Source organism: Anaplasma capra (assembly GCF_025628805.1).
GTDB lineage: Bacteria > Pseudomonadota > Alphaproteobacteria > Rickettsiales > Anaplasmataceae > Anaplasma > Anaplasma capra.
On record NZ_JAOTBG010000011.1, the window covers coordinates 1 to 24,563 of the forward strand.

Consider the following 24,563-nt stretch of genomic DNA (forward strand, 5'->3'; position numbering starts at 1 on the left):
GCCATATTCTTCGGTGCAGGCAAGCTCATGTCTAAGTTCGCTGCTGGGCTGAGTGATGTAGGGGCAGAGAAGTTTGAATGTAAGGAAGGTGGGTACATCGAAGTAGCGTGAAGGGGAATTTGTGAGGATGGGGAAACGTTGGCAAACTTGGTGGGCAAGTGCAGAGGTAGCTGTGCAGATTCCAAATGATGGGTATGGCAACAGCGTTATGGGCGAGGAGCCAGGTGCTACCAGTGCAACATTTGGTGCTGGGGATAAGGGGGACCAAGAAATTTTTATTTCTCAGTTGCTAAGATTCTTAGAATTTGGTACAAGGGGTCAGACGTGCATCGCACGTGCCTCTCGCGGGGTGGAGCAGTTGGTTAGCTCGGCAGGCTCATAACCTGCAGGTCGATGGTTCGAGTCCGTCCCCCGCAACCCTTTGGCTCTGTATCCGTTGTGTGACGCTCCCGTTTTTTGTGGTGCGCAGCAGCCGTGTTATGCGGAGTGCGTGGTGCCATGGGGCCTTGGGCTCCGATGAGGTCGACATGAGTGGCTGCTGCAAGTGGTAAACATCTCCGCTGTAGCGTACAGTCTTAACTTCAGACAGGTGTCAGTGGTGTGGCCACCGGTGCTATTGTGTTGGCGAAGGAACACGGCCCCCGAGGGTGTTGCTGTAACTCTGCTACGCAAATTCTCCTGCGGTGTTTCCGGGTAACGAAGTGAAGCGCGTAAGCAGTCTGTGCTGGGATATTCTCTGGTGTGGACTTTGCCATGTTGGCAACCTAAGCCCATGGTAGGGTGTGTAGATTTACGAGACACTTTGCTTGCAGTATGAGTTTCTTAACCCTTCCACATTAAGACAAGCGGTCTCTTTGTGATGGCCGTAGAATCATGTTCCATTATGCAGCAAAAACAACATACGTATTTGTCCTGATGTGTGCGTCTTTTTTTATAAGCGTGAGTGCGCAGGCGCGTACCGGGCTCATACGCTTTTCCGATCCCCAAGTTGCAAATGGTGAAGTCGGCACTAGTGACTCGGGGCAGGACTTTTTTAATCCCAAAGTCCATTTTTGTTACCGCGGATCATGTGCTGCTGCCAGTCCGGGAAAGAACGTCAATGTGCCTGGGTATCTCGACCAGGATATTGAAGAGATTAGAGGGTACTACATTGCAGCTTCTACGGGGATGCTGCCGCCTGCAATCCCCAACAGTGCTGAGTACTGTGGCTCAGCGTACTTTGATGAGAACAGTGGTGAGCTATGTGCTTGCATTTCGTCGCACTGCTACAGTGAGCTGTATGCCAGGCATGATGTGATGTCGTGCATACATGCGGATTGTACGCCTCTGCGCGCTGTGGGCAACTCTGGCTTTTGCAATTCCTTGTCCACAAAAAGGAAGCGCGTGAAATTTGTTCCGGTCTCGTTCTCTGCCCAGAGTTATTTCCGTCCCGGTATTCGAGTTGTGAGCTACGATTATGACAGCAAGACATCGGTGCCTAATGCACAGAGTTTATATCTAGACTTGGAAGCTGGAGAGACAAAAAAAGAGTTCGTTGTCGCTCTGGGTGGTAGCACCTACGTTATAGAAGTCGAAAAAAAAATGCACGAAGACCTGATATGTGGCACCTATAAGGAAGGGAGCGCAAACGTACACACTGACTGCGCCCCCACGCCCTTTTTGCCCAAGCCAACGGTGTACAAGGCGCGTGATCTGTACAATAAAGTCGGGGTAAGATTTCCGGGGTGCAGAGATCCGAAAAATTGCATGTTTGAGCTACAGGTAGGTGAGACAAGGCATTTTCCCGCGGAGTTGTCAGCCATTATTCCGACCTTATCCGATGATTACATGATTAAGCAGTACGTTAAGTGTCCGGAGGGGTCCTTATTTGATCTTGTGAGTGTAAACATGGCACGAGCCGGGCACCTATTATGCAAAGATGGTTCGGAACCCAAACTAGAGTATATGTCTGGCGGCGTTGGTAGTAGTAACTTGAGATGTTTGGCAATAGGGCAGCATTTTACTCCCGCTGTCGGAGTTTCTAGGGACATAAATATCGAATTTGGAGGACCTAGGAATGGTAAGATTCCCCAGTTCTCTATGTCTGCGTTTTGCCGAGAATGTACAGACCACCTGGCGCATAGTAATACTATGCTTCGGGACAAGAATGGGCGCATCGATATTGGGGGCTACGCACTATTGGGTGCGGGGTATATTGGCAAACGTGAGACGTACGGTGTGGTTGTACGTAAGCAAGTAACTGATTTAAGTATTAGCGAGAGAAGTTTGGTGAGTGATGGATGTCCTGGGTTTCCTGATATCCTGCTGCGAGAAAGGCAGGAGTTGCTGGATTTGCTCATTCCAGGAGCGCACGGCATTCACTACCTGCTTAGGGAAGATATCAAGAAAATGAATGTTGTGGGTAACGTTGACGGTTTCTGTCCGGATCTGGACAGAATACCCATGCGATACTCGGTTCCTATGCATAAACACAGTAAAATGTTGAATACTCAAGCCATAAAAGTTGGTGATCCACACGACCAGGGCTTGTGCGTTTTAGTATCTAGAGGTTCCGAGGTGTTGGCTGCAGGTCACTTATATATCGGGCCCCGTGGGAGAAAAGAGAAGAACAAACAGCCAAAATATCAGTATGTAGAGAGTGGTGTTTTCAAGAACTGTAGGTTTTTGAGCGCTGAACTATTTGAGCCAGGTGTTACTGGTAGGAAAGCTACATATTTGGTGAAGAATCTTGTCCCGCAGTACGGGCTTACCGCAGTACTTAACTTAGGGAATGTAAGAACCGGGGAGCGAACCATGGTCTCATTGTGCTTTGGCACTTTGCCTGTCAGGGATTTGAGCGATCTGGAGGGCTCGAAAGACTGCATTACGCTTCAAGACAGCAAGAGTATTGAGGCCTCATATAACCCCCACGGATTGAATTTTGCCCATCATGTTGGTGGTGGCAGCAGGCTTGATGTCATTTACAGTAGCACTGCATCCTATACGCCGCCGCCGAACCCGCCCAAGTCTGGTGTCATAAGGCTCTACTGCGTCGATTAATTTGCTTCTGCATACTGCATATGGGTTGCGCCTAGTACTTTAGCACGTTTACGTGCCCCATTTTTCTGTGCTGTCTGGGTTCCTGCTTTCCGTATATCGATATGCTATTGTGGGGATGGGCGTAAGTTTGATAAACCGAAGACGTATCGCCAAAAACGTTCTTCATAACGCATGGTGCTAGCAGCCGGACCTCCCTAAGTGGCAATCCACATACAGCGCGAATTAGTTGCTCAAATTGGCTGACATTGCATGCATCCAGGCTCCAGTGACCGGAATTGTGCGGACGTGGGGCAATCTCATTTACCAATAGCAGTCCGCATGTTGTGATAAAAAACTCAACTGCCAGAATTCCCACAATGTTCAGTGAAGTTGCTATGGCGATAGCTGTTTCCGCGGCCTTTTTGCTTATAGAGTGTGTTACTTCTGCGGGGACGATTGATTCATCCAAGGTTCCGCCGACGTGGTAATTGCGCGCAATCGGGAATAGTTCATGAGACCCGTTGGCATCCATTGCCACAATTACGGAGATTTCTTCACGTATGTCTACGAACTTTTCCAGAACATGGCCTTGGTCCCAATTTAGGTCCGCTGCCTTTGTGACGTCGTTGCTGTTCTTCATTACATATTGCCCTCGGCCGTCATATCCAAATTCTGTGGTCTTAAGCAGGCATGGGTAGCCAATACTCTCGATGTTATGCAAAAGTTCCCTGTAACTATTGGCCACTGCAAAGTCCGCAACTTGCATGCCGAGGTTTCTTATATGCTGTTTCTCTCTTATCCTGTTTTGCGCGATGTATAGCGCTTTTTTCCCGGGGTACACCGGGATTTTTGCTGAGACGACGTCTACTGCGCTGGTGGGTATGTTCTCAAATTCTATTACAGATAGGTCAACCGCAGATGCAAAATCTGACAATTTGTCATGATCGTAAAAACTTCCGATAGTAGAAGAGTTTGTAACGAACACCGCTGGGTCATCGTGTCGCTCTGCGAATATGTGAGTCCTATAGCCCATTTTTGATGCAGCTAGGGAAGTCATCCTACCGAGCTGTCCACCACCCATGATGCCAATTGTGGTACTAGTGTGGGCATATGATGCAGGCATTGTGATAGCGATTGCCGTAAAAACAAAAAGCAACTATAATTATACTGCTGGGGGGAGATTCTTCAATTAGGATCTGGCGGACTACGCGTTTGTTTGACAGAGTTGTGGGGGTGCTGCGCTATGGCGGTACTTGGGTGTAGCAGTGTAACTGATCTGATAGAGGTTGAGGTAACGCCTAGCTATCTCGAGGAACATTCAATTCCGCACGAGAATTGCTACATATGGCTTTATAGCGTAAGAATCAAGAATGGCAGTGACTCCACTGTGCAGCTGCTAAAGCGCAGCTGGAAGATAATTGACTCCAAGGGTACGATTAACGAAGTGAGCGGCTCCGGTGTAGTAGGAAGGCAACCGGTGCTAAAGCCCGGAGGGTTTTTTGAATACACCAGCGGTACGTGTCTTAGCACGCCGTCCGGGGTTATGAACGGATGGTATCAGTTTGTGGACGAAGACAAGGCACAGGTATTCTATGTTGACGTACCAGCCTTTTCACTTGATAGCCCTTACGACATTGTAAGGCTTAATTAATCCTTTAACGCCTTCATCCAGTGCCCCAATGGGGTGAAAACCTGGGAACGGCATCAATGTTTGGGGCGCGGTTGCGCACTCGGGACCCGAGCCCATTTTCCGAAGTAGTTGCTGTGTATTACAGATCCAAACCTGCTTTTGTGGGCGTCCTGCACGTAATATTGCGGAAGTGGATACCTGTGTTAACGCTAACAAAGTTAGTTATGGTGTTCAATGGGGTGCACAGTATTTTGAAACTTGGAGTGTCCACTGTAGGTGAAAAATGTGACAGCACAGGGGGTTTCTGATATCCTGCGGGATGGAGCGGCACTTCAGTCACTTGTTAAGGGAGTTAGGGTATGACGTGTTTAGATTCTCTGCAAACGCGCGGAAAATTGCGTGTGGGCGGGTGCTCTTATGACTACTATAAGCTGGATGCTGCCTATAGAAGCCTGGGCCTTGATGGCGAAAAAATACCTTTTGTACTCAAGATTACACTTGAGAATTTATTGCGCAATGAGAGCGGTACTCATGTTACGCTCGATGACCTTAAGCGGTTGGCCCAGTGTATTAACACAGGTGCAGAGTGTGAAATACATTTCACTCCTACCAGGGTCATCATGCAAGATTTCACGGGGATACCCGCGCTAGTGGATCTAGCAGCGATGCGTGATTATGTGCATGAGAAAGGTGGTGATCCGAGCGTAATTAACCCCAAAGTTCCTGTAGACCTGGTGGTAGATCATTCTGTGCAGGTTGATTTTTATGGCACGAAGGATGCACTTGCGAAGAATGTTGGGTTGGAGATGTCTCGAAATTTGGAACGCTATAAATTCCTCAAGTGGGGGCAATCTGCACTCAGTAATTTTCGCATAGTGCCACCAGGTACTGGTATATGTCACCAGGTGAACCTTGAGTACTTAGCTAAAATTGTGTGGAATTGTGGGGGGGTCTTGTGCCCCGATACTGTTATTGGGACTGACAGCCACACCACGATGATAAACGGGATCTCTGTATTAGGGTGGGGAGTTGGCGGCATAGAGGCTGAGGCTGCAATGCTCGGACAGCCGATAACCATGAAGGTTCCTGAAGTGTTGGGGGTAGAATTACACGGCAGGCTTCGTGAGGGCGTTACTTCAACGGATATGGTGCTCACATTAACCAATATTCTCAGGGAGAAGCAAGTGGTAGGAAGGTTTGTGGAGTTTTATGGAGAGGGGCTTAAGAATTTGTCAGTTTTCGACCGCGCTACCGTTGCTAACATGGCTCCGGAATACGGTGCACTTTGTGGATTCTTTCCATTTGACCAAAGCACGCTAGACTATTTGGATATTACAGGTCGTGCGAAGGGGGATATTGACATAGTAGAAGCGTACCTGCGCGCGCAAGGCCTTTGGTACCAGGGTGGTGAGGCAACTTACTCAGACAAGCTTTCTGTGGACTTGACGCACATACAGTCTGTGGTTGCGGGGCCTAAGATGCCTCAGGAGAAGGTTTTGCTATCTCAAGTTCCAAGTACTATGCCTAAGTTTGTGCACAGCGAGGCCGAAAGCGATTCCGTTGTGAAGAATGGAGATGTGGTTATAGCGGCGATAACCAGCTGCACAAATACATCCAATCCGCATGTCATGGTTGCGGCTGGAATTGTTGCCCGAAGAGCAAAGCAACTGGGTATCAAACCAAAACCGTGGGTTAAAACTTCGCTTACTCCGGGTTCCAGAGTTGTTGAGGCATATCTGCAAGCCTCAGGTTTGCAGGAGCACCTGGATGATATCGGGTTCAATATAGCTGGATATGGATGTGCGACGTGCATTGGAAATTCTGGTCCGCTTGCAGAGGAGATTGAACGCCTAATTAGGGATCGGAATTTACTGGTGGCGTCTGTGCTGTCTGGCAATCGGAATTTTGAGGGAAGAATACATCCCTGTGTAAAGGCAAATTTTCTTGCCTCACCGCCGCTTGTGGTAATTTACGCATTGGCCGGAACGGTACTCTTAGATTTGACTAGTGATCCTATATGCCGGGACTCTAGCGGCAATAACGTCTACCTGCGCGACCTGTGGCCTTCGAATCGTGAGATTGAGGAGGTCATAGCAAAATTTGTTTCCAGAGAAGTGTTTGCTGCTAAGTATGGAGATATCTTTGGTGGAGATGCGGTCTGGAGGAATGTTGAATCTAGAGGAGGGGCGACTTATAGCTGGGAGCCTGAGAGCACATATGTACGCAGCCCTCCATACTTTAGGCACGAGGTTGGTAGCTGTATTTCTGGACGAAGGCTTGAGGTTTGTGGCGCAAGAATACTGATGTTGCTTGGTGATCGTATAACCACTGATCATATTTCTCCTGCTGGCAATATTCCAGCCAAAGGTCCCGCTGGTGAGTTTCTCATGAGCAGTGGTGTGCGGGAGCAAGATTTCAACTCGTATGGTGCAAGAAGGGGCAATCATCACGTAATGCTACGTGGGACTTTTTCTAATGTTAGAATCAAGAACGAAATGCTTGACGGAGTGGAGGGGGGGTTTACCAGGCATTTTCCTACAGAAAAAGTCATGAGCGTGTTCGACGCTGCAATGCTGTACAGAGAGGCTAATGTGCCGCTGGTTATTATAGCAAAGCGAGGGTACGGCGCAGGTTCTAGTAGAGACTGGGCAGCGAAGGGTACCATGCTGCTTGGGGTAAAAGCGGTAATAGCGGAGGATTTTGAGCGAATACATAGGTCTAACCTTGTAGGTATGGGGGTGCTGCCGCTAGTCTTCAAGCACGCCAGTGACAATGTGTTTTCTGGTGATGAGACTATTTCTCTGAGTGGTGACGTGGGAGTTGGAAGAGAGATAAAATGCGAAATTCGCCGTGCTGACGGCTCTGTAAGGGAAATTGCCCTCATATGCGCGATAAGTGTCGCAATTGAGGAGGAATACCTTTCCTCGGGGGGCGTGCTGCACTACGTTCTAAAATCGGTGGTCGGCGAAGGCGCTGGCAGGGCCTGACAGAGCCCTAGAATGGGGGTGTATACGTAGCCATAGGGCGGCCCCCCGGCTGCTACTTTATTACCTTCTTCACGAAAAAGCACTTGGCTTCTGAGCCCACCTCAGAGCAAGCAAGCACTTGGTCTCTGATTCCTCCATCATCTACTACGTCATCACGTGTTGGCAGGGAACCGGGCCGCCCCCCGTACAGCACAGGGTCCACACCACTTGTGTCGACCTCAGACAGCGTATTGAACCACGAGACTACGTTACCAAGCTCTTGGCAGTATCGCTCGATTTCCGTCTCTGGTACCCTGATCCTGACTAGCCTAGCTGCTCTTGCTAGCTCCGTATGACTTACCCTTGCGGGCTCTGCGAACTTTGCCACTTCTATTATTACCTCATGCGATGCGAGAAAGTATGTGATCCCCTATCAGCTTACTTACGGACTGTACCCTTATCTTGCTTTCTTGTAAACGCACGCCGCTTATTGTGTCCGTTATTACTAGAGAATCAAGTTCCGATGCCTCTATAGTGTTTGGAGCTCCACGAGAAAGTACGCCGTGGGTCACATATGCATGCACGCTAGCTGCGCCCCTTGTCTTCAAGGCTGCTGCAGCATTACACAGCGTGCCCCCGGAATCTACTATGTCATCCATGATCAGGCAATGCCTGTCCTTTACATTCCCTATAACGTGCATCACTTCAGATACCCCAGGGCTTTCCCGGTATTTGTCAATCACCGCCACCTGCACGGACTTGCACTCTTTTGATAGTGCGCCAACGAACTCCCTCACTCTACCCAGGGCGCCACAATCCGGTGCCACAACTACCAGCTTTTCTAGCATGTGACTGTTACTTATTGCATCCAGGAATACACCTGATGCCGGTAAGTTAGTGAGCGGCATATCGAAAAAGCCAGCTGCTTGGCTGGAGTGTAGGTCCACAGTTATTGTGTGGTCTATGCCTGATGCTCCAAACAACTTTGCAACAACCTTAGAGCTTAGCGCTGATGCTACAACACCAAGCTCGCCCGCTACCCGCGACGTTACTCTGTCTTGTCTGGAGTAGCACATATAGGGTACCACTGCGATTATTTTATCTGGTACAAGGATCCGCCGTACGGCGTCTGCCAACAGCAGCAATTCCATCAGGCTATCGTTTACGGGGCTACAAAGAGACTGTATTAGCACTACGTTTTTACAGCGCGGTACCGAGGTTGGGAACTCAACATTGATCTCCCCATCTGAAAACTTAGAAACACAAGGTGTGACCGTGGGAAGCCCAGTTAAGCTTGACAAGCTTGCGGCGAGGACCGCGGCAGTGCCTCCAGGTACTATTACCATACTGACTCTACGTGCCAATTAACGAGCGCATAATAATTAGGCACATGAGAAAAGTAAACATGTTTTACCGTGTACTATGGTAACATGGTCTTTCGTTCTGGCATGCGCTGCGGTTATCATGTTCACCGAACAGGAAGTTAAGAAAATTCTGGAAACAATTGCGGATCCGGATACAGGGGGTAGGGTATCCGATGTTGGTAAATTCTCTATCACTCTGAATGGAAGCGATGTGGGCGTAATATTAAACATGCCCAAGCGAGTTACCGAGTCATGGGAGCAGCGCTTCAAAGAGAAATGCGTAGATGCAGTTCGAAAAGGAGTTGCTGGTGCATCGAGCGTGACGGTTGTTTTGGTGCAAAAGCACCCAGCTCCCGCACCCAAGATTGAAATTGACGGAGTGCGCAACATAGTGTTGGTGGTCTCCGGAAAAGGGGGGGTAGGGAAGTCTACCGTTGCTACCCAGATTGCACTTTCTTTGGCGCGGTGCGGGTTCAAGGTTGCGTTGGTAGACGCAGACATTTACGGTCCTTCAATTCCACATCTGATTGGTACTGACGTACTGGCTAAGGTTGACCATACCGGGGCTATGGTGCCATTGGAAAATTTTGGCCTGAAAAGTATTTCTATCGGCAATCTTGTTGAGAATAAAAACAAGGCGATAGTGTGGCGTGGTCCCATGCTCACTAAGGCGATTGATAAGCTCATGGTGGGTACAAACTGGGGTGAGGTAGACTATATGATAGTCGATACACCCCCAGGCACGGGTGACGTGCATATTAGCCTTGCAAAGTTTGCTGTGACCGGTGCTGTGGCGGTTTCTACTCCGCAGGGATTGTCGGTTCTGCAGGTTACAAAGACCTGCGACATGCTGGAAAATCTGGGTGTCAGGTTACTGGGGATAGTGGAAAATATGAGTTATTTTTGCGATAGTGCATCCGGTAGCAGGGTGTACATATTTGGTAGTGGAGGGGCGCAGAGTATCGTAGAGCTCACAGGAGCGCCGTTCCTTGGTGATATCAAAATTGATCCCGGGATTTGTCAGACCTCGGAACGTAGAGATCCAACTATAGCAGACGAAGACCTGCTAGGTGCGTACGACTGCATAGCAAAAAACATGCTCGCAAGTGTAGGTGGCAAGATGCGCCCTCTGACGTCATGAGCCGAGATGCGCCTTGGATTCCGGACGGTGCACAAGCGCCAGCGGGAGAGTTACGTTCCTGCTTGTGAGGCGCTCCCCGCCTGGCACCCCGAACTATTTGTTGCTTTTTGCGGGTATTCCCGTGTCCAACCGCTCGACTAACTTGCTGATCTCCCGCTCTACAACTTCTCTAACCAACCTCTGCAGATTTTGATTAAGCCACTCAGAAAGTTGGGGTCTTAGTACACTGAGAGCCAGTTCCTCAACGGTTTGGCCCCTACTGCTATCTTCCGCGAGGGGACCAGTCACTGTGCTCTCCACAGACATGGCGGCATCAACCAATTTTTTTATCTCCTGCGTTGCCGCAGCTATATTCTCTCTAGAAAGCAGAGCGCTCTCGTCTTGTGTAGGGTCACCCTCAGAGAAGGATGCCGTAGACGAGCTCTTAGTGAGCTCCATAGAGCAACTTATTTGGCGCTGCTGGATTTCTCTCTCCACAGAGCCGCAAAAATTTTTTGAGTGGCGCACCCTACCTATGCTCTGTGTTATGTCCAAACTGCCAGATACACTGGGTGACTCTCTCGCGCTACTTGCTGCATCCAGATTTTCTGGATTCTCCAGGCACATTACATCGTCCTGCTCCGCATCGCTGAGTATGACCCTCCTGATGCTTGCGACTACATCCTTTACGGACTGAATGCCACCTGAGTTACTCATAACAAGCACATCCTAGAAGTATGAGACTAACTATTAATATTGAATTGCCCAATTAAGGCAAGCAAATTGTACTGGCTAATGACAAGCTCGCTGTGCGCGTTGATCGCGTTTACCTTTGCTTTAAGCAATTCCTGCTCCACGTCCAGGACATCCAAGGTTGTTTTTAAGTTTAATTTTGCTTCCTGTTTTATTGCTTCCAGCGCCGTTTCAGTAAATCTTACTGAGTCACGCGCGGACTTTAGCACAGACTGAGACGTTGCCAGGTTCTCCCAGGCGAGGATTATGGATTCCTCGACTTCCCTCATCTCTTCGCGCAGGGAGTACAGCCTGTGTTTCCGCATCTTGTTTGTACGGTCTATATCAACGAATCCTACGCCCTGCTCGAAAACCGCGAGGTGCAACCGCACTTCCAGTACGTGTGATGCCTTGTCAACGCTGATGCCAGGGAATGACTCAGAAACAGCTATTCCCAGTGACGGCAGTTTCTTAGCTGTTGCTATGCCCACATCACACTTCGCTGCCTGGTACAAACGTCTAGATAGGGCCAACGCCAGATTTCCTGTTTTTGACATCTCAATAGCTTTCTGCAGCGATTCGGGAATGTGGGGTCTGCGCCTTGGATATCTCAGGCCAACAGGTTTTTCTCCCACAATGCGTGCATAGCTCGCCTCCATTGCCTTGAGCCTGCCCTCAGCACTTGTAGCATCAGACCTAGCTGCAGAAAACCTTGCCCTTGCCTGGGCCAACTCAGTCTTTGTAATCTCTCCCACAGAAAAGCGCTTCTCCGCCGCGAGGAGGTGCTGCTCGAAAACCTTGACGTTATTCTCGTTCAGTCTGTGCACCTCGTACGCGGTTAGGACCCCCATATACGTCCTTATCGCACTCAGGAGAGTCTTCTGTTTTTCTAGGGTAAGGCCAATGCTTTGTGCGCCGTACAGGTGCTTTGCCTTATCAAGGGCCAGTGTTGCTGTGCCATTGAACATGGGCTGCATGAGTGTTATGGTGGATATACCGCTCTGTTCCACACTCTGCCCTACGTTGCGTATGGTAAAGTCGTAAGTGATCATGGGTAAGAACCCCCTGATAACTCCGCTGGCTATTTCTCTCTCTGTAGCTAAGCTCTTGTACGTGCTGGCTCTGATGGCAAAATTGTTTTCCAGTGTCTTTTTTAGTGCTTCGTCGAGCGAAGTTCCGTGGGCGCCGGAAGAAAGGGCTACCAACAACGCAAATGAGAGTAATATGGATCTCGCACGCATAAGCAACTACCAGCTACTGTTTGTTCTGGGCTCTATAGTTATGTAAAATCGCCGTCTGTGCAACATCTTAATAACTCCACATATGCAGTGAGAGCGCACTGTGTGTCTCACGCAACTCGCGCTACATACCTACTAGCCTCCTGTTCAGGGCCTAGTTTGAAATTGACAAGCCCAAGATATGTGGATAGAGTACTGGTGGTGCGTCTCTCGATTTTTGTGGTGTTCATCATGGGTGTATTGGGTGCAAGGACCTTCTCCCTTAAGGCTAGTCAAATAGACAAGCGTTGGGTGCTTATAGATGCCAGTGGGGTGGTGGTTGGCAGACTAGCTGCGTTTGTGGCCAGCGTGCTGCGTGGCAAACACAAGCCTGAATATACTCCGCACATGGATTGTGGAGACAACGTAATTATCATCAATGCTGATCAGGCTAGATTTACTGGAAACAAGCGCAGAGACAAAATCTACTACAGGCATACCGGGTATCCTGGTGGATTGAAAAGCTGCACTCCTCTAGATATAGAGCGCTCTGGGCGCTCTGAGAGAATAGTGAAGATGGCTGTGTGGAGGATGCTGGGTGACGGCCCACTGGCGAGGAGGCGCTTCAAGAACTTGAAGGTATACTCCGGTCCAGTTCATGGTCACGACGCGCAAAGTCCCGTATTGTTCGACTTTGGTGCTGCAAACGCTAAGAATGTGAGAGGAAGGAATGACAAAGGATGAGGCAGCTGTTGGCTCTGACCCGAGTAAGCTTGTCGCCAAAGTGGACAAGTTCGGTCGCTCTTATGGTACTGGTAGCAGGAAGACTGCTGTTGCTAAGGTGTGGCTGAAAGTAGGGGGCGGTGTGATCACCGTAAACGGGGTTGAGTGCGCTAAGTATTTCAAGCGGGAGTCTCTGTGTCGCAGGATTAACGCTCCTTTTGGGGTCACATCATCCGTTGGCTGTTACGATGTGAAAGCTGTGGTGTTTGGCGGCGGCATTTCTGGTCAAGCTGGGGCCTTGGCTCACGGTATAAGTAAGGCGCTGAAGTGCATGAATCCTGCCTTGCATCCCGCCTTGAGGCAGGCGGGCTTTCTTACCAGGGACTCCAGGGTCGTGGAGCGCAAGAAGTATGGTCAGCATAAAGCCAGGAAGAAGTGTCAGTTTTCTAAGAGATAGCCACACCGGGGCTTTGCGCTCAGGTTGCGTCTGCTCCGCTGTGGGATCCGGTTGGTTCTGCTTGTCGCTGTTCCCCGCTTTTCACGTGCGTATATGTGTCCCGAGCATGGTGGCTGGGGGTGCTTCATGGCCACCTGTCAACTTCTGTTTTTGATTGTTGCACAGTTGCGTAACTGTGCAGGTTCGCTTTTCCTCTTTCATTTCTCTGGTGGGTATGATAGCATCGCCACCTGTGCGCTTATGCTGCTGGCCAGGGTGCCTATGCGGGCTCCTCGGGGTTCCGGCTGTGCGTGTTACTGTTGAGGTATGTGTGAACTTGAGTGCAATTGGTAGCGGGAAAAACGCTCCAGAAGAGGTGAATGTTGTTGTTGAGATTAGCAAGGATTCTCACCCTGTGAAGTATGAACTGGACAAAAGTTGTGGAGCGTTTTGCGTAGACAGATTCTTGCCTACGGCCATGTACTACCCGTGTAACTATGGGTTTGTTCCGGAAACTATTGCTGGTGACGGAGACCCAGTTGATGTTTTGGTTCTCACCCGGTTTCCAGTTATTACTGGTGCCATAATTTCCGTTAGACCTGTGGGCGCTCTTATGATGTCTGACGAATCAGGTGAAGACATCAAGGTTATTGCAGTCCCCGTGCGCAAGGTTGATCCGTACTACGAGGGCGTTAACGAATATTCCGATTTACCTGGCTCATTCTTGGATTCTGTGTCGCACTTTTTCTCTTTCTACAAGAAGCTTGAAAAGGACAAGTGTGTTTCCGTCGGCGAGTGGAGGGGTGCCGGGTTTGCAAAGGAGCTTATACGCGAGTCAATATCCTCGTACTCCACTCATGGTTAGCCAATAGGTACAGCCGCGGGTTGTGGTTTGTGTACAGCTTCCGTACGCTGTTGCGGGCTGTTGGTTGAGCCCTCATTGTACGTGTACAGCTGCATGGTGGGCAGTTTGAAGAATGCGAATCTTAGCTGCACGTGTTCTAAGGTAAATAGGTTTGGGTTTACGTTGTGGTCCAAGCATCGCTCTGCATTGTGTTTCCTAGCTCGGAATTTCACGTTACGGTGCTGACGCCAGCCCCCTGCTGAATCTACTGCACATATCTCATTGTTAATTACCAATTGCCAAGATATTTAAAGTTTGTGTGGCAGCAAAGTTACAACAAATCTGGCTTCGGTTAGGATGGTGTTCCATACATCCGAAATTAATCCTATCCCATCCTTAGTTTGTGTTGGTCCGGTGGTGTACATTATGCTATAACAGTAAAATTATTAATTTATTATTGTGATGTCATAACTTTGTGTCGTTGTTGGTGACATTAATGCTTGAGTTTATGTAGTGAAAATTGTACAAGCAGTATCTGATGTTAACCGTAAGGCGAATTTTTATGGGGGAGCAGAGTGGTTGTAGCACGATAGTTGCTAGGATACGGTCTCAAATGGATAGAATCGGGATAAATGCCCGTGAGCTGGCTGACAAGGCGTCTGTGGGCAAGTCTTTTGTGTACGACATACTCAGCGGGAAGTCGAGCAATCCCACCTCGAAGAAGCTAATGGCGATTGCTGAGGTGCTGCAGGTTCCGTTAGCCTACTTAGTTGGTAGTGACGATGGTTTGTACGATGTGACCTCTGGTGGGGTGCTTCCTGTGTATTATCTTGCGGAGTCTGATGATGAAGGGGGGAGGAGCAATGGCATGCAGTGCTCCAGATTCTACATGCCGGCGCATACAAAACTCCCTTTTAGTGTTGAGAATTTGCGCTTCTACGATGTGAGGGGGGATAGCATGTCACCTACACTTGTGGGGCAAGATGTTGTGTTGGTGGATGTGTCGGACAAAGTTGCCCATCCTGCCGGAGTGTTTGCCATCAGGGATTCCATGGGGATTCTCATACGCAGGTTGGAGTACATTAGAGATAGCCAGAATATTAGGCTGCATGTGGTGTGTGACAACAAGAAGTACTCGTCGTACGAGTGTCCCGTTGATGATATAAGGGTTCTAGGACGCGTGGTGTGGTACGCCAGGGCTTTGTGGTGATAACGCACCGCAATTTCCGTGTTTTGTATTAATAATGTGTTAACGTGGGTACTGGATACGCGATGCTCTCTGTGTTGAAGAGTTGGAAAAGCCGGTTGCGCGGCTTACAATGGGCTTGCCCTGGTTGGTGTGCAGTAGGAGAAGCGCCGTGTTGTGTATGCAACACATCAGAAATATGTTGTGCATTTTTTGTGGTTATGCTTGATTAGCATAACGGTATATGTGTTAGTTTCTAGGGGAGAGCATCTCGCAAGGGTGGTTTTTTGGGTGCCGGGGTTCGTTGGGTTTTTGAGGTGTGGGTATGCGTATACTGTTGATAGAGGATGATGTCGCTTGTGCTAGGGCAGTGGAGGCTTCTTTGTCTTCAGAGGGGCATTTTTGCGAGACTATGGCCTCTGCTCAGGATTGTTACGGTAGTATAATCCCCAAAAACGACGATTACGACGTTGTGATATTGGATATTCACTTTCCCGGTAAGGTAGATGGTTACGACATACTCGTGAAGCTGAGGGAATCCGGTATCAAGGTTCCGGTATTAATATTGTCGTGTATTTCCTCTGTGGCTCACAAGGTGAAGGGCCTTTATTACGGTGCCGACGATTATATCACAAAGCCGTTCCATAAGAGCGAGTTGCTTGCTAGGATCAAGGCCATAGTGCGTAGGACTAGGGGGCATCCTGAGTCCATAGTGCGCGTGGGCAACATTTCCATAAACTTGGATCACAAGTGCGTGGAGTGCAATGGGGAGATTATTCACCTTACCAAGAAAGAGTATGGGATGATTGAGCTTCTATCTTCCCGTCTTGGTACTGTGCTCACGAAGGAGATGTTCTTGTCGCACTTGTATAGGGAGTTGGACGAACCCTCAGATGATAAGATTATAGACGTCTTTATGTGCAAGTTGCGTAAAAAGCTCAAAATTGCAAACAATGGAAAGAATTACATAGAGACCGTGTGGGGCAGGGGGTATGTACTCAAGGAGTGTGCCAGCGATGATGATAGTAGCGACAATAATAAGGATTCTGGTGGCGGGCGCGAAGCCGGCAGTAGCAGCGGTGGGGGCAATGTAAGCAGCAAGGGTGGTGCTGAGCCCGGATACGAGAAATGGTCTACCAAGAACAGTGGTGACGCGGGTAAGGCGGAAGAGCGCAGAAATTATGCAGAGGAAGCCTGAGAGGGATTGTTTTTTTCGGGGTGTGTGTTAGAGTGAGGCCCTGTTAGTCAAAGCGGGGTGGTGCATGGCCGTGTTCGTGCATAGCAATGATTTGCCGGATGGTCTTGATCTGGGTAACGTTGTTGCGGTAGATACCGAGACCATGGGTCTCGTTTGCAGGCGTGATAGGGTGTGTTTGGTGCAGCTGTCTTCTGGTGACGGTGATGCACACCTGGTGAAGTTTTCTGGTGACTATAGCGCTCCCAACTTGAGGCGAATTGTCTCCAATCCAGACGTCGTTAAGATATTCCATTTTGCCAGGTTTGACGTGGCCGCTATACGCCACTGTTTCGGGATGTGGGCAACGCCCTGCTATTGTACGAAAATTGCGTCAAGGCTGGTGCGTACTTACACTAACCATCACGGATTAAAAGATCTTTGCTATGAGCTTTTGGGAGTGAGGATCAGCAAGGCGCAGCAATCCTCCGATTGGGGTAGGGAGGTTCTTACTTCTGAGCAGCTCAGTTACGCTGCGGCCGATGTTATACATCTGCATGCCATAAAGAAAAAACTCGATATGATGCTTGAGCGCGAGGATAAACAAGACCTCGCTGAGTCTTGTTTTAAATTTATCCCTGCAAGGGCGGAGTTAGATTTGTTGGGTTGGGATGGAGTAGACATTTTCAGCCACCAAGCGTGACTGTGTAATACAAGACTGTCTGGCACCGCGTTTTTGCGCACTGTTGCCCAGGTTTGACGTTGGAAGCCACGACCGCTACGTAAAATGCTGTGGGCCGCATCCAGACCGTGTACGGTACGGCGTTCCGTTACAAGTTTATCACATCGCGGAGTTTTTGCTCGGTGCGTGATTCGGTATAATTTCCGTGCCGCAACGGGGCGGCGTGCGCTGTTGACACGGGGGCTGGTTGAGTTTAGAATCCCTAACTCTGTATAGTGCTTATGGGTTTGAAGTGGGTGTAGGGTTGGAGTGCAGTATAAGTAGGGAGGACTTGCTGCAGTCTCTGTCCTACGTTAGTAGCGTAATAGAAAGGCGTAACAGCATAGCGGTGTTGTCGTGCGTCAGGGTAGAGGCCAAGGGTGATTGCGTTGAGTTGTCCTCTACGGATCTTGACATTTCTATAGAGGCACGTGTCAGCGCAGATGTAACTAGCGAGGGAGTGGCCGTTGCGTCTGCTCAATTGTTGTACGACATAGTCAGAAAGCTTTCAGGTGACTGTGACGTTAGTTTTAGGATGAGTGATGGCAGGTTGCTCGTTGAATGTGGTAATGCCAAGTTCTTCCTCCATGTGGTAGCGCCGGAAAAGTTTCCTGCAATTGAGGGTGGGGAGGTCGATTGTAGCTTCGATGTGCAAGCAGCTCACCTTTCTGAATTGCTAAACAAAACGAAGTTTTCCATGTCTGTTGAGGAGAGCAGATATAACCTTAGGGGTGTCTACATGCACGTTGCAGATGACATGCTGTGCTGTGTGGCAACTGATGGGCATCGCCTGTCTTTGGCGAAGCTAAAAAAGCCCGATGGTTTACAGCCGGATGTTAGCATTATTGTTCCTAGAAAGACGGTCAATGAGGTTTTGAAGATAATAAGTGGGGGCGATTCGTCCCAGGTTGTGTCTGTGAGTGTATCCAAGCGCAAGATATGCTTTAGGTATCGGGGGTACTTCATGGTCTCCAAGGTCGTCGACGGGGTGTTCCCCGATTATCTGTCCATAATTCCCAAGGAAAGGGGTACCAGCGTGTCTATAGACGCATATTCTCTGCTGAGCGCTGTGGATAGAGTTTCCGTGGTGGTGTTTGATAAGGTTAAGGCCATAAAACTGTCGTTTACTCGCGGTATGCTGATTCTTAGCTCCGCGTCTTCTGATCAAGGTGATGCGAGGGAGGAGCTTGCAATAGATTATGAGGGTGAAGATGTTACTATCGGTCTCAATGCAAGGTATCTCATTGAAGTTTTAGGTTGCATGAAGGGGGTTTGTGAGCTTGTATTTCAAGATGGAGGCGCCGCTGTGCTTGTTCAAGACAAAGAACCAGGTGGCTCTCTGCATATAATAATGCCGATGAGGATATGATGACCTCCTGCGAGTCGTCATGAGTTCTGTGTGGGGTTTCACTCTGTTATCGTGTTGTGAGATATGGGTTCGGCCCGCTGGCTGTGCTTGGAAGTTGCTGTTGCTATGGTGGTCCTGTCAATCCTTGCTTGTGCGCAAATATAGCTCATCGGGCTGGTGGGTGCTGTGTTGGTGACGCTGCGTATTCCGTAAATTCTGGGTGTTCCGTGCCGCTACTCTGGGTAGGGTCGGTGTATCCTTCATCTATGGTTTGTCGCCTGTCCCTACGTGTTCCGCTTCTTGGGTGGTCCTTTCTACTCTACGGTAACCGACTTTGCCAGATTGCGTGGCTGATCCGCATCCAACCCCTTTCTGATCGCGATCCTATACGCCAAAAGCTGTGAAGCTACGGTGTATGCTACGGGTAGAGAAAAGACGTTCGTTTCCGGTAGCTCCACGATTATTTCACATAAATGCCTGAGTTTTTGTGCTCCCCTTCTGTCTGTAAAGGCTATGACTATACCCTTTCTTGCCGACACTTCCTGTATGCTTACCAGGCTTTTGGCGAACATCTCGTTGTATGGTGCAATGGCTATTACTGGTAGAGACTCATCAACAAGCGCGATGGAACCATGCTTGAGCTCTCCAGACGCGATACCTATGGTATGAATGTAGGATAGCTCTCTTATCTTCAGCGCGGCCTCTAACGCTACTCCGTAACAAGTGCCCCTACCCATTATAATTACGCGATTGTGGCGCAGTATTAGATCAATCACTGGTTCTATTGAGACTCTCAGCGCCTCAGATACATGTTGTGCCACAAATTGCAACTTCTCCGATAATCGCGCGTAGGCGCTCTGCTGCGCAAAAGCGCACCTTACCTTTGCTAGCCACAACGAAAAACACGCCAAGACCGCCAACTGGGTGGAAAAAGTCTTCGTTGACGCCACACCCACTTCTGGTCCAGCAAGGGTCTTGAGCGCAATGTTTGATATGCGTTCCATGCTATTGCGCGGAACATTGGTTAGGCTGATAACCACGCCGCACTGCTGCTTTGCTCGACGCAGAGCTTCTAATGTATCCGCAGTTTCTCCGGACTGTGATATGAACAAGAACACGTCGTCCCCGGAAATACGCGGGTGATAGTGGCGGAACTCTGATGCAATGCTGGTTATCACTCTGATATTGGCTATGCTCTCCATCCAGTATTTTGCGATGAAACCAGCCATGTAGGATGATCCACTTCCTACTATTGTAAGGTGAGTTGCATTTTTGAACAGATCTTCATCGCACGCGAACCTAACACTTTTGCTCGCGACGTCAATAAATTGGTTTATAGTGTCCTGTATAGCCCTGGGTTGCTCGTGTATCTCTTTGAGCATGAAGTGATCATACGGTATCCTGTCTACACTTGTGCTTGGTGGACTAACCAGGATTGTGTCGTGATTGTCTAATGCCTCATCATTCTCGTTGTAGATTTGTACATAGTTTAGTGCAATCTCAGCTATGTGATTATCCCGTAGATAAAAAATCTTCTGTGCATGTTTGTGCAGCACGTACTCGTCTGAGGACACCAGGTTCATATCGGTGCCGTAGCCCACTACCAGAGGCATCATCCTACAAGTTGCCAGCAGGTTATTGTATCCAGCAAACATGAATACAACAGCAAAATTGCCTTCTATCTCCCTAAGCGCCTTTCTCACTGCGTGTCTGGGTGGTAACCCAGTTTGCAATAAGGACCATACCATGTGTGGTATGACTTCAGTATCCGTATCTGTGTGAAACTGGCTGCCTACGGCCTCCAGGCGCTTTCTGATCGTTAGATAATTCTCTACGATTCCATTATGCACGACCGCGACCTCACCTGCGCATATGGGGTGAGCATTTTCAACTTTTGGGGCTCCGTGCGTAGCCCATCTAGTGTGTGCTATGCCAACATTTCCCCGCAGCGGATCTTCCGAGGATACCAGCTCGCTCAGCTCGGCAACCTTTCCGCACGCACGCCTTACCTGAATTCCCTGATCTAGTACCGCAACACCACACGAATCGTATCCCCTGTATTCCAGCCCACGCAAGCCACCCACCAATAGGGGAATCACCTGACAACTACTAACGACTCCTAACACACCACACATAAGGACACCTGATTGTAGAGCAGGGGAAGACGACCGCCTAGACTGAAGGCGGATGCAAGGCAGCTAGAGCCAGAATCAGCCTTTAGCAGCCGAATGTGCCTTATTTACATGGGGGCTACCGCTCTTTCCGCTTCCCTCTCTGTTGAGCACTTCCGATACGGATGATTTCAGAACTCTGACCTCCACTCCGGTCGCAATCTCTATATGCAAATGACCATTGCTGGCATCAACTTTTGTCACGGTGCCTAGGAGCCCACCTGACGCTACGACCTTATCCCCCTTTTTGATGCTGTCCAACAACTTGCTGTGCTCCTTAAGCTTCTTTTGTTGGGGCCTTATGACCAAAAAGTAAAAGATCAAGAATATGAGAACCAACGGGACAAACCCGGCAATGGAAGCTCCAAACCCGGCAGAGGGTGCTGGTGCTGCTGAAGACGCAGCAGCAAAAGAAGCAGTAGGAAATAAAAGCACTGAGTGTACCAAAAACGTATGCTGCTACAATCTATCAAAGGCCAGGCACGCTGTCAAGGAAGCAGCTGGAGCACCAACCAACCGAGCTTTACTCACAGCTAAAGGTTGCCAAGTACGGGTGAAAAACACGACGATACATGCTACTCGCAAGCGCCTATGTCGTACCTGTACATGCCACCAGGCCAGTCTAATAAGTCCAACGCGGCATACGCCTGGTGTTTGGCAGTTGCCAAGTCATCAGCCTCAGCAACTATGTTCAAAACCCTGCCGCCGGCAGACACCCACTTATTGTCACGTCTTTCGGTGCCAGCATGGAAAACCTTGACGCTAGAAGACCTTGTAACCTCGTCTAATCCCCCTATAACAGACCCGGACTCATAAGGTCCTGGGTATCCCTTGCTAGCTACTACCACGCAGACGACTGACTTATTGTTGAGGGAAACCACCTCATTGCCTAGCCTTCCCTTCGCCGCCAGTGACATAAGCTTCAGTAGATCCGAATCCAGTCTCGGGAGTATCGCCTGGGTTTCTGGGTCCCCGAACCTTACGTTATACTCCAAGAGCTTCGGTTCATTTTTCTCAATTATTATTCCTGCGAACAACAGGCCCCTAAACTGTATACCCATGTTGAACATGGCCTTTATTGTAGGATATATTATCCTCTGTACTATGAGATGTTTCATCTCTTCAGTTATAATCCCAGGAGTTGAGTAAGCACCCATGCCTCCCGTATTGGGGCCCTTGTTGCCATCGTACACGGGCTTGTAGTCCTGCACCGCGCCCAGCACCACTGGGTTTGTTCCATCTATTAGGGTGAGGAAGCTGACTTCCTTGCCCTCAAGAAATTCTTCCACCACTACCGCTTCCCCGGCTTTGCCGAATTTACCATGCACGAGCATTGCATCCAACGCGTCATATGCTTCCTCTGCGGTGTGGCATATTACGACACCCTTCCCTTGCGCGGGACCGTCTGCTTTCACCACCAACGGCATCTTGCTTTTCTTGACAAACTGCCTAGCGGCGCCGACATCCATGAAGTACCCGTGCCTCGCAGTAGGAATATTGTAACGGGCACACAGCTCCTTCGTAAACCCTTTGGAGGCCTCCAGCCTGGAGGCAGCCCTAGACGGGCCAAAAACGAAAATACCTTCATCAGTCAGTGCATCAGATAGGCCATTAATCAACGGCAACTCTGGGCCCACCACGACAAGATCTATCTTTTCACGCTTGCAAACTCGTGCAACCTCGACGAAGTTGCCCACGTCCACATCCACTATGGAAGCGAGATCTGCCATAGCCTCACGCCCTGGGGCTACAAACAGACGAGTCAACATGGGAGAGCGACTCAGGCAGTCCAACAGGGCATGCTCTCTGCCCCCGGAGCCGACAACCAGGACATTCATTACGCCCCCTACTGAAGAGATCAAGACTACGAAACTCCACCGCCACCCTACCACAAATCATCAGTTTGTCAATATGGTTTTTGTTTTCAAGTTCAAGCTACTGTTGGGTGTGCTGCAGTCAAGTGTACATCGGGGGATTCCGTTGGACAAAAGACTTGCTATAGGCCCTGCCGCATGATTTAATGAGCCTCTAGTGTCTCGTTGGTGTAGTTGTGGTTCCTCGTACCGGTTTTTTGAGCGCTGTGTTGGTTGCTCTGTTCGCGTTTTTTGTTCCCTCTATTGCAGCTGCTGCAGCTTCCCCAGTTGAGGAGGGAGTTCACGAACTTTACGAAGATGGTCTGCGGCTGTTTTATGGCAAGGAATACAAGAAGGCAGTTGCGATCTTTGACAAGATAGAGGCTTTGTATCCGTTTTCTCAAATGGCTATAGACGGAAGTTTGATTGCTGCGGTGTCGCACTACGAGCTTGGTAACTATGTTGAGGCTGCTACCCTTGCGGAGAGTTATATAGAGGCCTATCCGAACAGCGAAAGTGTGGATTATGCGTATTACGTAAGGATTCTGGCAAAGTACATGCAGATTCCGGACCTTGGACTGGACCAGAGCGTTGCCCTGGAAGTTAGGGAGCTGGCTTCTGGATTTTTGAGCATGTTTCCAAATTCTCGATATCTAGCTGAGATTTCCGCAAGATTGGATGCTGCGAAGGAGCACTTAGCTGCCAGGGAGTTTCTTATTGGAAAGTTTTACCTCAAGCGGGGGGTGTACGTTGCAGCGATTAAGAGATTCAGCTCTCTGGTGGATGAGTACGCTGATTCTGTGTATCTCCAGGAGAGTTTGTATCGGCTAGTAGAGGCTTATGTGGCATTGGGGGATCGAGAATCGGCGGCCGCGTACATTTCCAGATTAGACGAGGGGAGTATTTGGCGTGCCAGGGCTGAGCACTACTTAAGCGCGGCTGTCGGTAGTGGTGGCGACCAACTACGGGAAGAAGTGATCGTGTATGACGCGAATGACGCGCAGAGCGATGAGGTAGGAGCAGAAGAGATGGCTGCTGATGATGGAGAGAAAGAAGCGGCTGATGGCGGGAAAGAATCCCCTGATGGCGACCATGACGCAGTTCCTGTAGGGGAACAACCTGAGAGTGGTGCAACTTCCCGGGGCTCAGTACCCGCAAATCGTGACCGCCGCGAACAACAAGAATAAGTAGTATATAGAATACCTAAAAAGTCCCATACACGCGTTGTGCGAAGGTTGCCCCTTCTCTTTGAATACTGCAATGGCGCGGGCGATGAACGCTGCATTCAAACCAGCTGCAAGAACTTCATACAGCATCGGCTTCTTTACAAATAAGCCAGGAGATGTAGACACCGCTGCCAAAAGCGCGCTGTACAACAGTATGTACAATCTGGTTTTCTGTATGCAGTGTACAGGCAACATGGGGACCTGTGCCTTTTTGTATTCTTCAAAGGTTAGTAGGGAAATGGACCAAAAGTGTGGGGGCGTCCACATGAATATTATCGCAAATAGGGATAGGCTCTCGAGTGATGGTGTACCGGAAGCCGAGGTCCAACCTATTATTGGGGGGAATGCACCAGCTATACCTCCGATTACTATGTTTTGGGATGTGCGTCTCTTTAGCAGCATAGTGTAAACCACTGCGTAGAAAAAGATGCTCCCCGCCAACAACAGCGCAGATGTATAATTCACCGTTATTGCCATCACGAATACTGACAGCATGGAAAGTACCATGCCGCATTCCAGGGCTTGCTCTTTACAGATTCTTCCAGAGGGTACTGGCCGATTCTTGGTACGATCCATAACCGCATCGATATCGCTGTCGTACCACATGTTAAGTGCACCCGCAGCCCCCGAACCAAGAGATATACATGCTATAGATACGAGCCCTATAAGGGGGTGGATAGCCTCGGGGGCAATTAACATCCCGGTTATGGCGGTGAACACCACAAGGCACATAATTCTGGGTTTGAGTAGCTGCACGTAGTCGTAAACAGAGGAAAAAGCCACGGGTCTTTTTTCCTGAGATGTCTCGCTAAAAGCTACTGTCATGACGTGCCC

21 protein-coding genes and 1 tRNA gene are annotated in these 24,563 nt (G+C 49.4%); 13 read left to right on the forward strand and 9 right to left on the reverse strand.

Features of this window, described 5'->3' with window-relative positions; translation table 11 throughout:
- Window positions 1–343: 343 nt before the first annotated feature.
- Both OC187_RS03555 and OC187_RS03560 read left to right on the forward strand, forming a co-directional pair.
- A tRNA-Met gene (locus tag OC187_RS03555) sits at window positions 344–417 on the forward strand.
- 522 nt (window positions 418–939) lie between these two features.
- Entirely contained in the window at window positions 940–3,039 is a 2,100-nt protein-coding gene (locus OC187_RS03560; protein ID WP_262998175.1) for a hypothetical protein, read from the forward strand.
- A gap of 31 nt (window positions 3,040–3,070) precedes the next feature.
- Here OC187_RS03560 and OC187_RS03565 read toward each other — a convergent pair whose 3' ends face one another.
- A complete protein-coding gene (locus tag OC187_RS03565) occupies window positions 3,071–4,099 on the reverse strand; it encodes a 5-(carboxyamino)imidazole ribonucleotide synthase (RefSeq protein ID WP_262998176.1) in 1,029 nt (342 codons plus the stop codon).
- Window positions 4,100–4,261: 162 nt separating this feature from the next.
- On the opposite strand from OC187_RS03565, the gene apaG reads away from it, so the two are divergent.
- Complete coding sequence (gene apaG / locus OC187_RS03570) at window positions 4,262–4,669, forward strand: Co2+/Mg2+ efflux protein ApaG (RefSeq protein WP_262998177.1); 408 nt, start codon at window positions 4,262–4,264, stop codon at window positions 4,667–4,669.
- A gap of 338 nt (window positions 4,670–5,007) precedes the next feature.
- Complete coding sequence (gene acnA, locus OC187_RS03575) at window positions 5,008–7,635, forward strand: aconitate hydratase AcnA (RefSeq protein ID WP_262998178.1); 2,628 nt, start codon at window positions 5,008–5,010, stop codon at window positions 7,633–7,635.
- A 52-nt stretch (window positions 7,636–7,687) separates the two neighbouring features.
- Here the strand turns inward: acnA and OC187_RS03580 are convergent, their stop codons facing one another.
- A complete protein-coding gene (locus tag OC187_RS03580; protein WP_262998179.1) occupies window positions 7,688–8,002 on the reverse strand; it encodes an Asp-tRNA(Asn)/Glu-tRNA(Gln) amidotransferase subunit GatC in 315 nt (104 codons plus the stop codon).
- 13 nt (window positions 8,003–8,015) lie between these two features.
- Complete coding sequence (locus OC187_RS03585) at window positions 8,016–8,960, reverse strand: ribose-phosphate diphosphokinase (protein WP_262998180.1); 945 nt, start codon at window positions 8,958–8,960, stop codon at window positions 8,016–8,018.
- A gap of 118 nt (window positions 8,961–9,078) precedes the next feature.
- Here OC187_RS03585 and OC187_RS03590 point away from each other — a divergent pair, with 118 nt between their 5' ends.
- Window positions 9,079–10,119, forward strand: a complete 1,041-nt coding sequence (locus tag OC187_RS03590; protein WP_262998181.1) for an Mrp/NBP35 family ATP-binding protein — start codon at window positions 9,079–9,081, stop codon at window positions 10,117–10,119.
- Between the two features lie 93 nt (window positions 10,120–10,212).
- On the opposite strand, the gene OC187_RS03595 is transcribed toward OC187_RS03590, so the two are convergent.
- Entirely contained in the window at window positions 10,213–10,815 is a 603-nt protein-coding gene (locus OC187_RS03595; protein WP_262998182.1) for a DUF2497 domain-containing protein, read from the reverse strand.
- A gap of 26 nt (window positions 10,816–10,841) precedes the next feature.
- A complete protein-coding gene (locus tag OC187_RS03600; protein ID WP_262998183.1) occupies window positions 10,842–12,071 on the reverse strand; it encodes a TolC family protein in 1,230 nt (409 codons plus the stop codon).
- A 228-nt stretch (window positions 12,072–12,299) separates the two neighbouring features.
- On the opposite strand from OC187_RS03600, the gene rplM reads away from it, so the two are divergent.
- The 7 genes from rplM (at window position 12,300) to dnaN (ending at window position 18,500) form a co-directional block, all read left to right on the forward strand.
- Entirely contained in the window at window positions 12,300–12,791 is a 492-nt protein-coding gene (rplM, locus tag OC187_RS03605; protein WP_262998203.1) for a 50S ribosomal protein L13, read from the forward strand.
- Window positions 12,778–13,227, forward strand: a complete 450-nt coding sequence (rpsI, locus tag OC187_RS03610; RefSeq protein WP_262998184.1) for a 30S ribosomal protein S9 — start codon at window positions 12,778–12,780, stop codon at window positions 13,225–13,227. The genes rplM and rpsI overlap by 14 nt, the downstream gene beginning before the upstream one ends.
- A 310-nt stretch (window positions 13,228–13,537) precedes the next feature.
- Entirely contained in the window at window positions 13,538–14,071 is a 534-nt protein-coding gene (gene ppa, locus OC187_RS03615; RefSeq protein WP_262998185.1) for an inorganic diphosphatase, read from the forward strand.
- Between the two features lie 541 nt (window positions 14,072–14,612).
- Window positions 14,613–15,260, forward strand: coding sequence for an ECH_1013 family putative transcriptional regulator (locus OC187_RS03620; protein WP_262998186.1), 648 nt, complete (start codon window positions 14,613–14,615; stop codon window positions 15,258–15,260).
- A 301-nt stretch (window positions 15,261–15,561) separates the two neighbouring features.
- Window positions 15,562–16,434, forward strand: a complete 873-nt coding sequence (locus OC187_RS03625) for a response regulator transcription factor (RefSeq protein ID WP_262998187.1) — start codon at window positions 15,562–15,564, stop codon at window positions 16,432–16,434.
- A 64-nt stretch (window positions 16,435–16,498) separates the two neighbouring features.
- On the forward strand, window positions 16,499–17,113 hold the full coding sequence (locus OC187_RS03630) for a ribonuclease D (RefSeq protein ID WP_262998188.1): 615 nt from the start codon (window positions 16,499–16,501) through the stop codon (window positions 17,111–17,113).
- Window positions 17,114–17,384: 271 nt separating this feature from the next.
- On the forward strand, window positions 17,385–18,500 hold the full coding sequence (gene dnaN, locus OC187_RS03635) for a DNA polymerase III subunit beta (RefSeq protein ID WP_263008605.1): 1,116 nt from the start codon (window positions 17,385–17,387) through the stop codon (window positions 18,498–18,500).
- A 293-nt stretch (window positions 18,501–18,793) separates the two neighbouring features.
- On the opposite strand, the gene glmS is transcribed toward dnaN, so the two are convergent.
- From glmS to purD, 3 genes are all read right to left on the reverse strand, one after another.
- Window positions 18,794–20,614 (reverse strand): glutamine--fructose-6-phosphate transaminase (isomerizing), encoded by a 1,821-nt coding sequence (gene glmS, locus OC187_RS03640; protein WP_262998190.1) that lies wholly within the window; start codon window positions 20,612–20,614, stop codon window positions 18,794–18,796.
- A gap of 75 nt (window positions 20,615–20,689) precedes the next feature.
- Window positions 20,690–21,085, reverse strand: a complete 396-nt coding sequence (gene yajC, locus OC187_RS03645) for a preprotein translocase subunit YajC (RefSeq protein ID WP_262998191.1) — start codon at window positions 21,083–21,085, stop codon at window positions 20,690–20,692.
- A 140-nt stretch (window positions 21,086–21,225) separates the two neighbouring features.
- On the reverse strand, window positions 21,226–22,488 hold the full coding sequence (gene purD / locus OC187_RS03650; protein WP_262998192.1) for a phosphoribosylamine--glycine ligase: 1,263 nt from the start codon (window positions 22,486–22,488) through the stop codon (window positions 21,226–21,228).
- A gap of 242 nt (window positions 22,489–22,730) precedes the next feature.
- Here purD and OC187_RS03655 point away from each other — a divergent pair, with 242 nt between their 5' ends.
- Complete coding sequence (locus OC187_RS03655) at window positions 22,731–23,690, forward strand: outer membrane protein assembly factor BamD (protein ID WP_263008606.1); 960 nt, start codon at window positions 22,731–22,733, stop codon at window positions 23,688–23,690.
- Here OC187_RS03655 and cyoE read toward each other — a convergent pair.
- Window positions 23,649–24,554, reverse strand: a complete 906-nt coding sequence (gene cyoE, locus OC187_RS03660) for a heme o synthase (protein WP_263008607.1) — start codon at window positions 24,552–24,554, stop codon at window positions 23,649–23,651. The genes OC187_RS03655 and cyoE overlap by 42 nt on opposite strands.
- Window positions 24,555–24,563 lie beyond the last annotated feature (9 nt).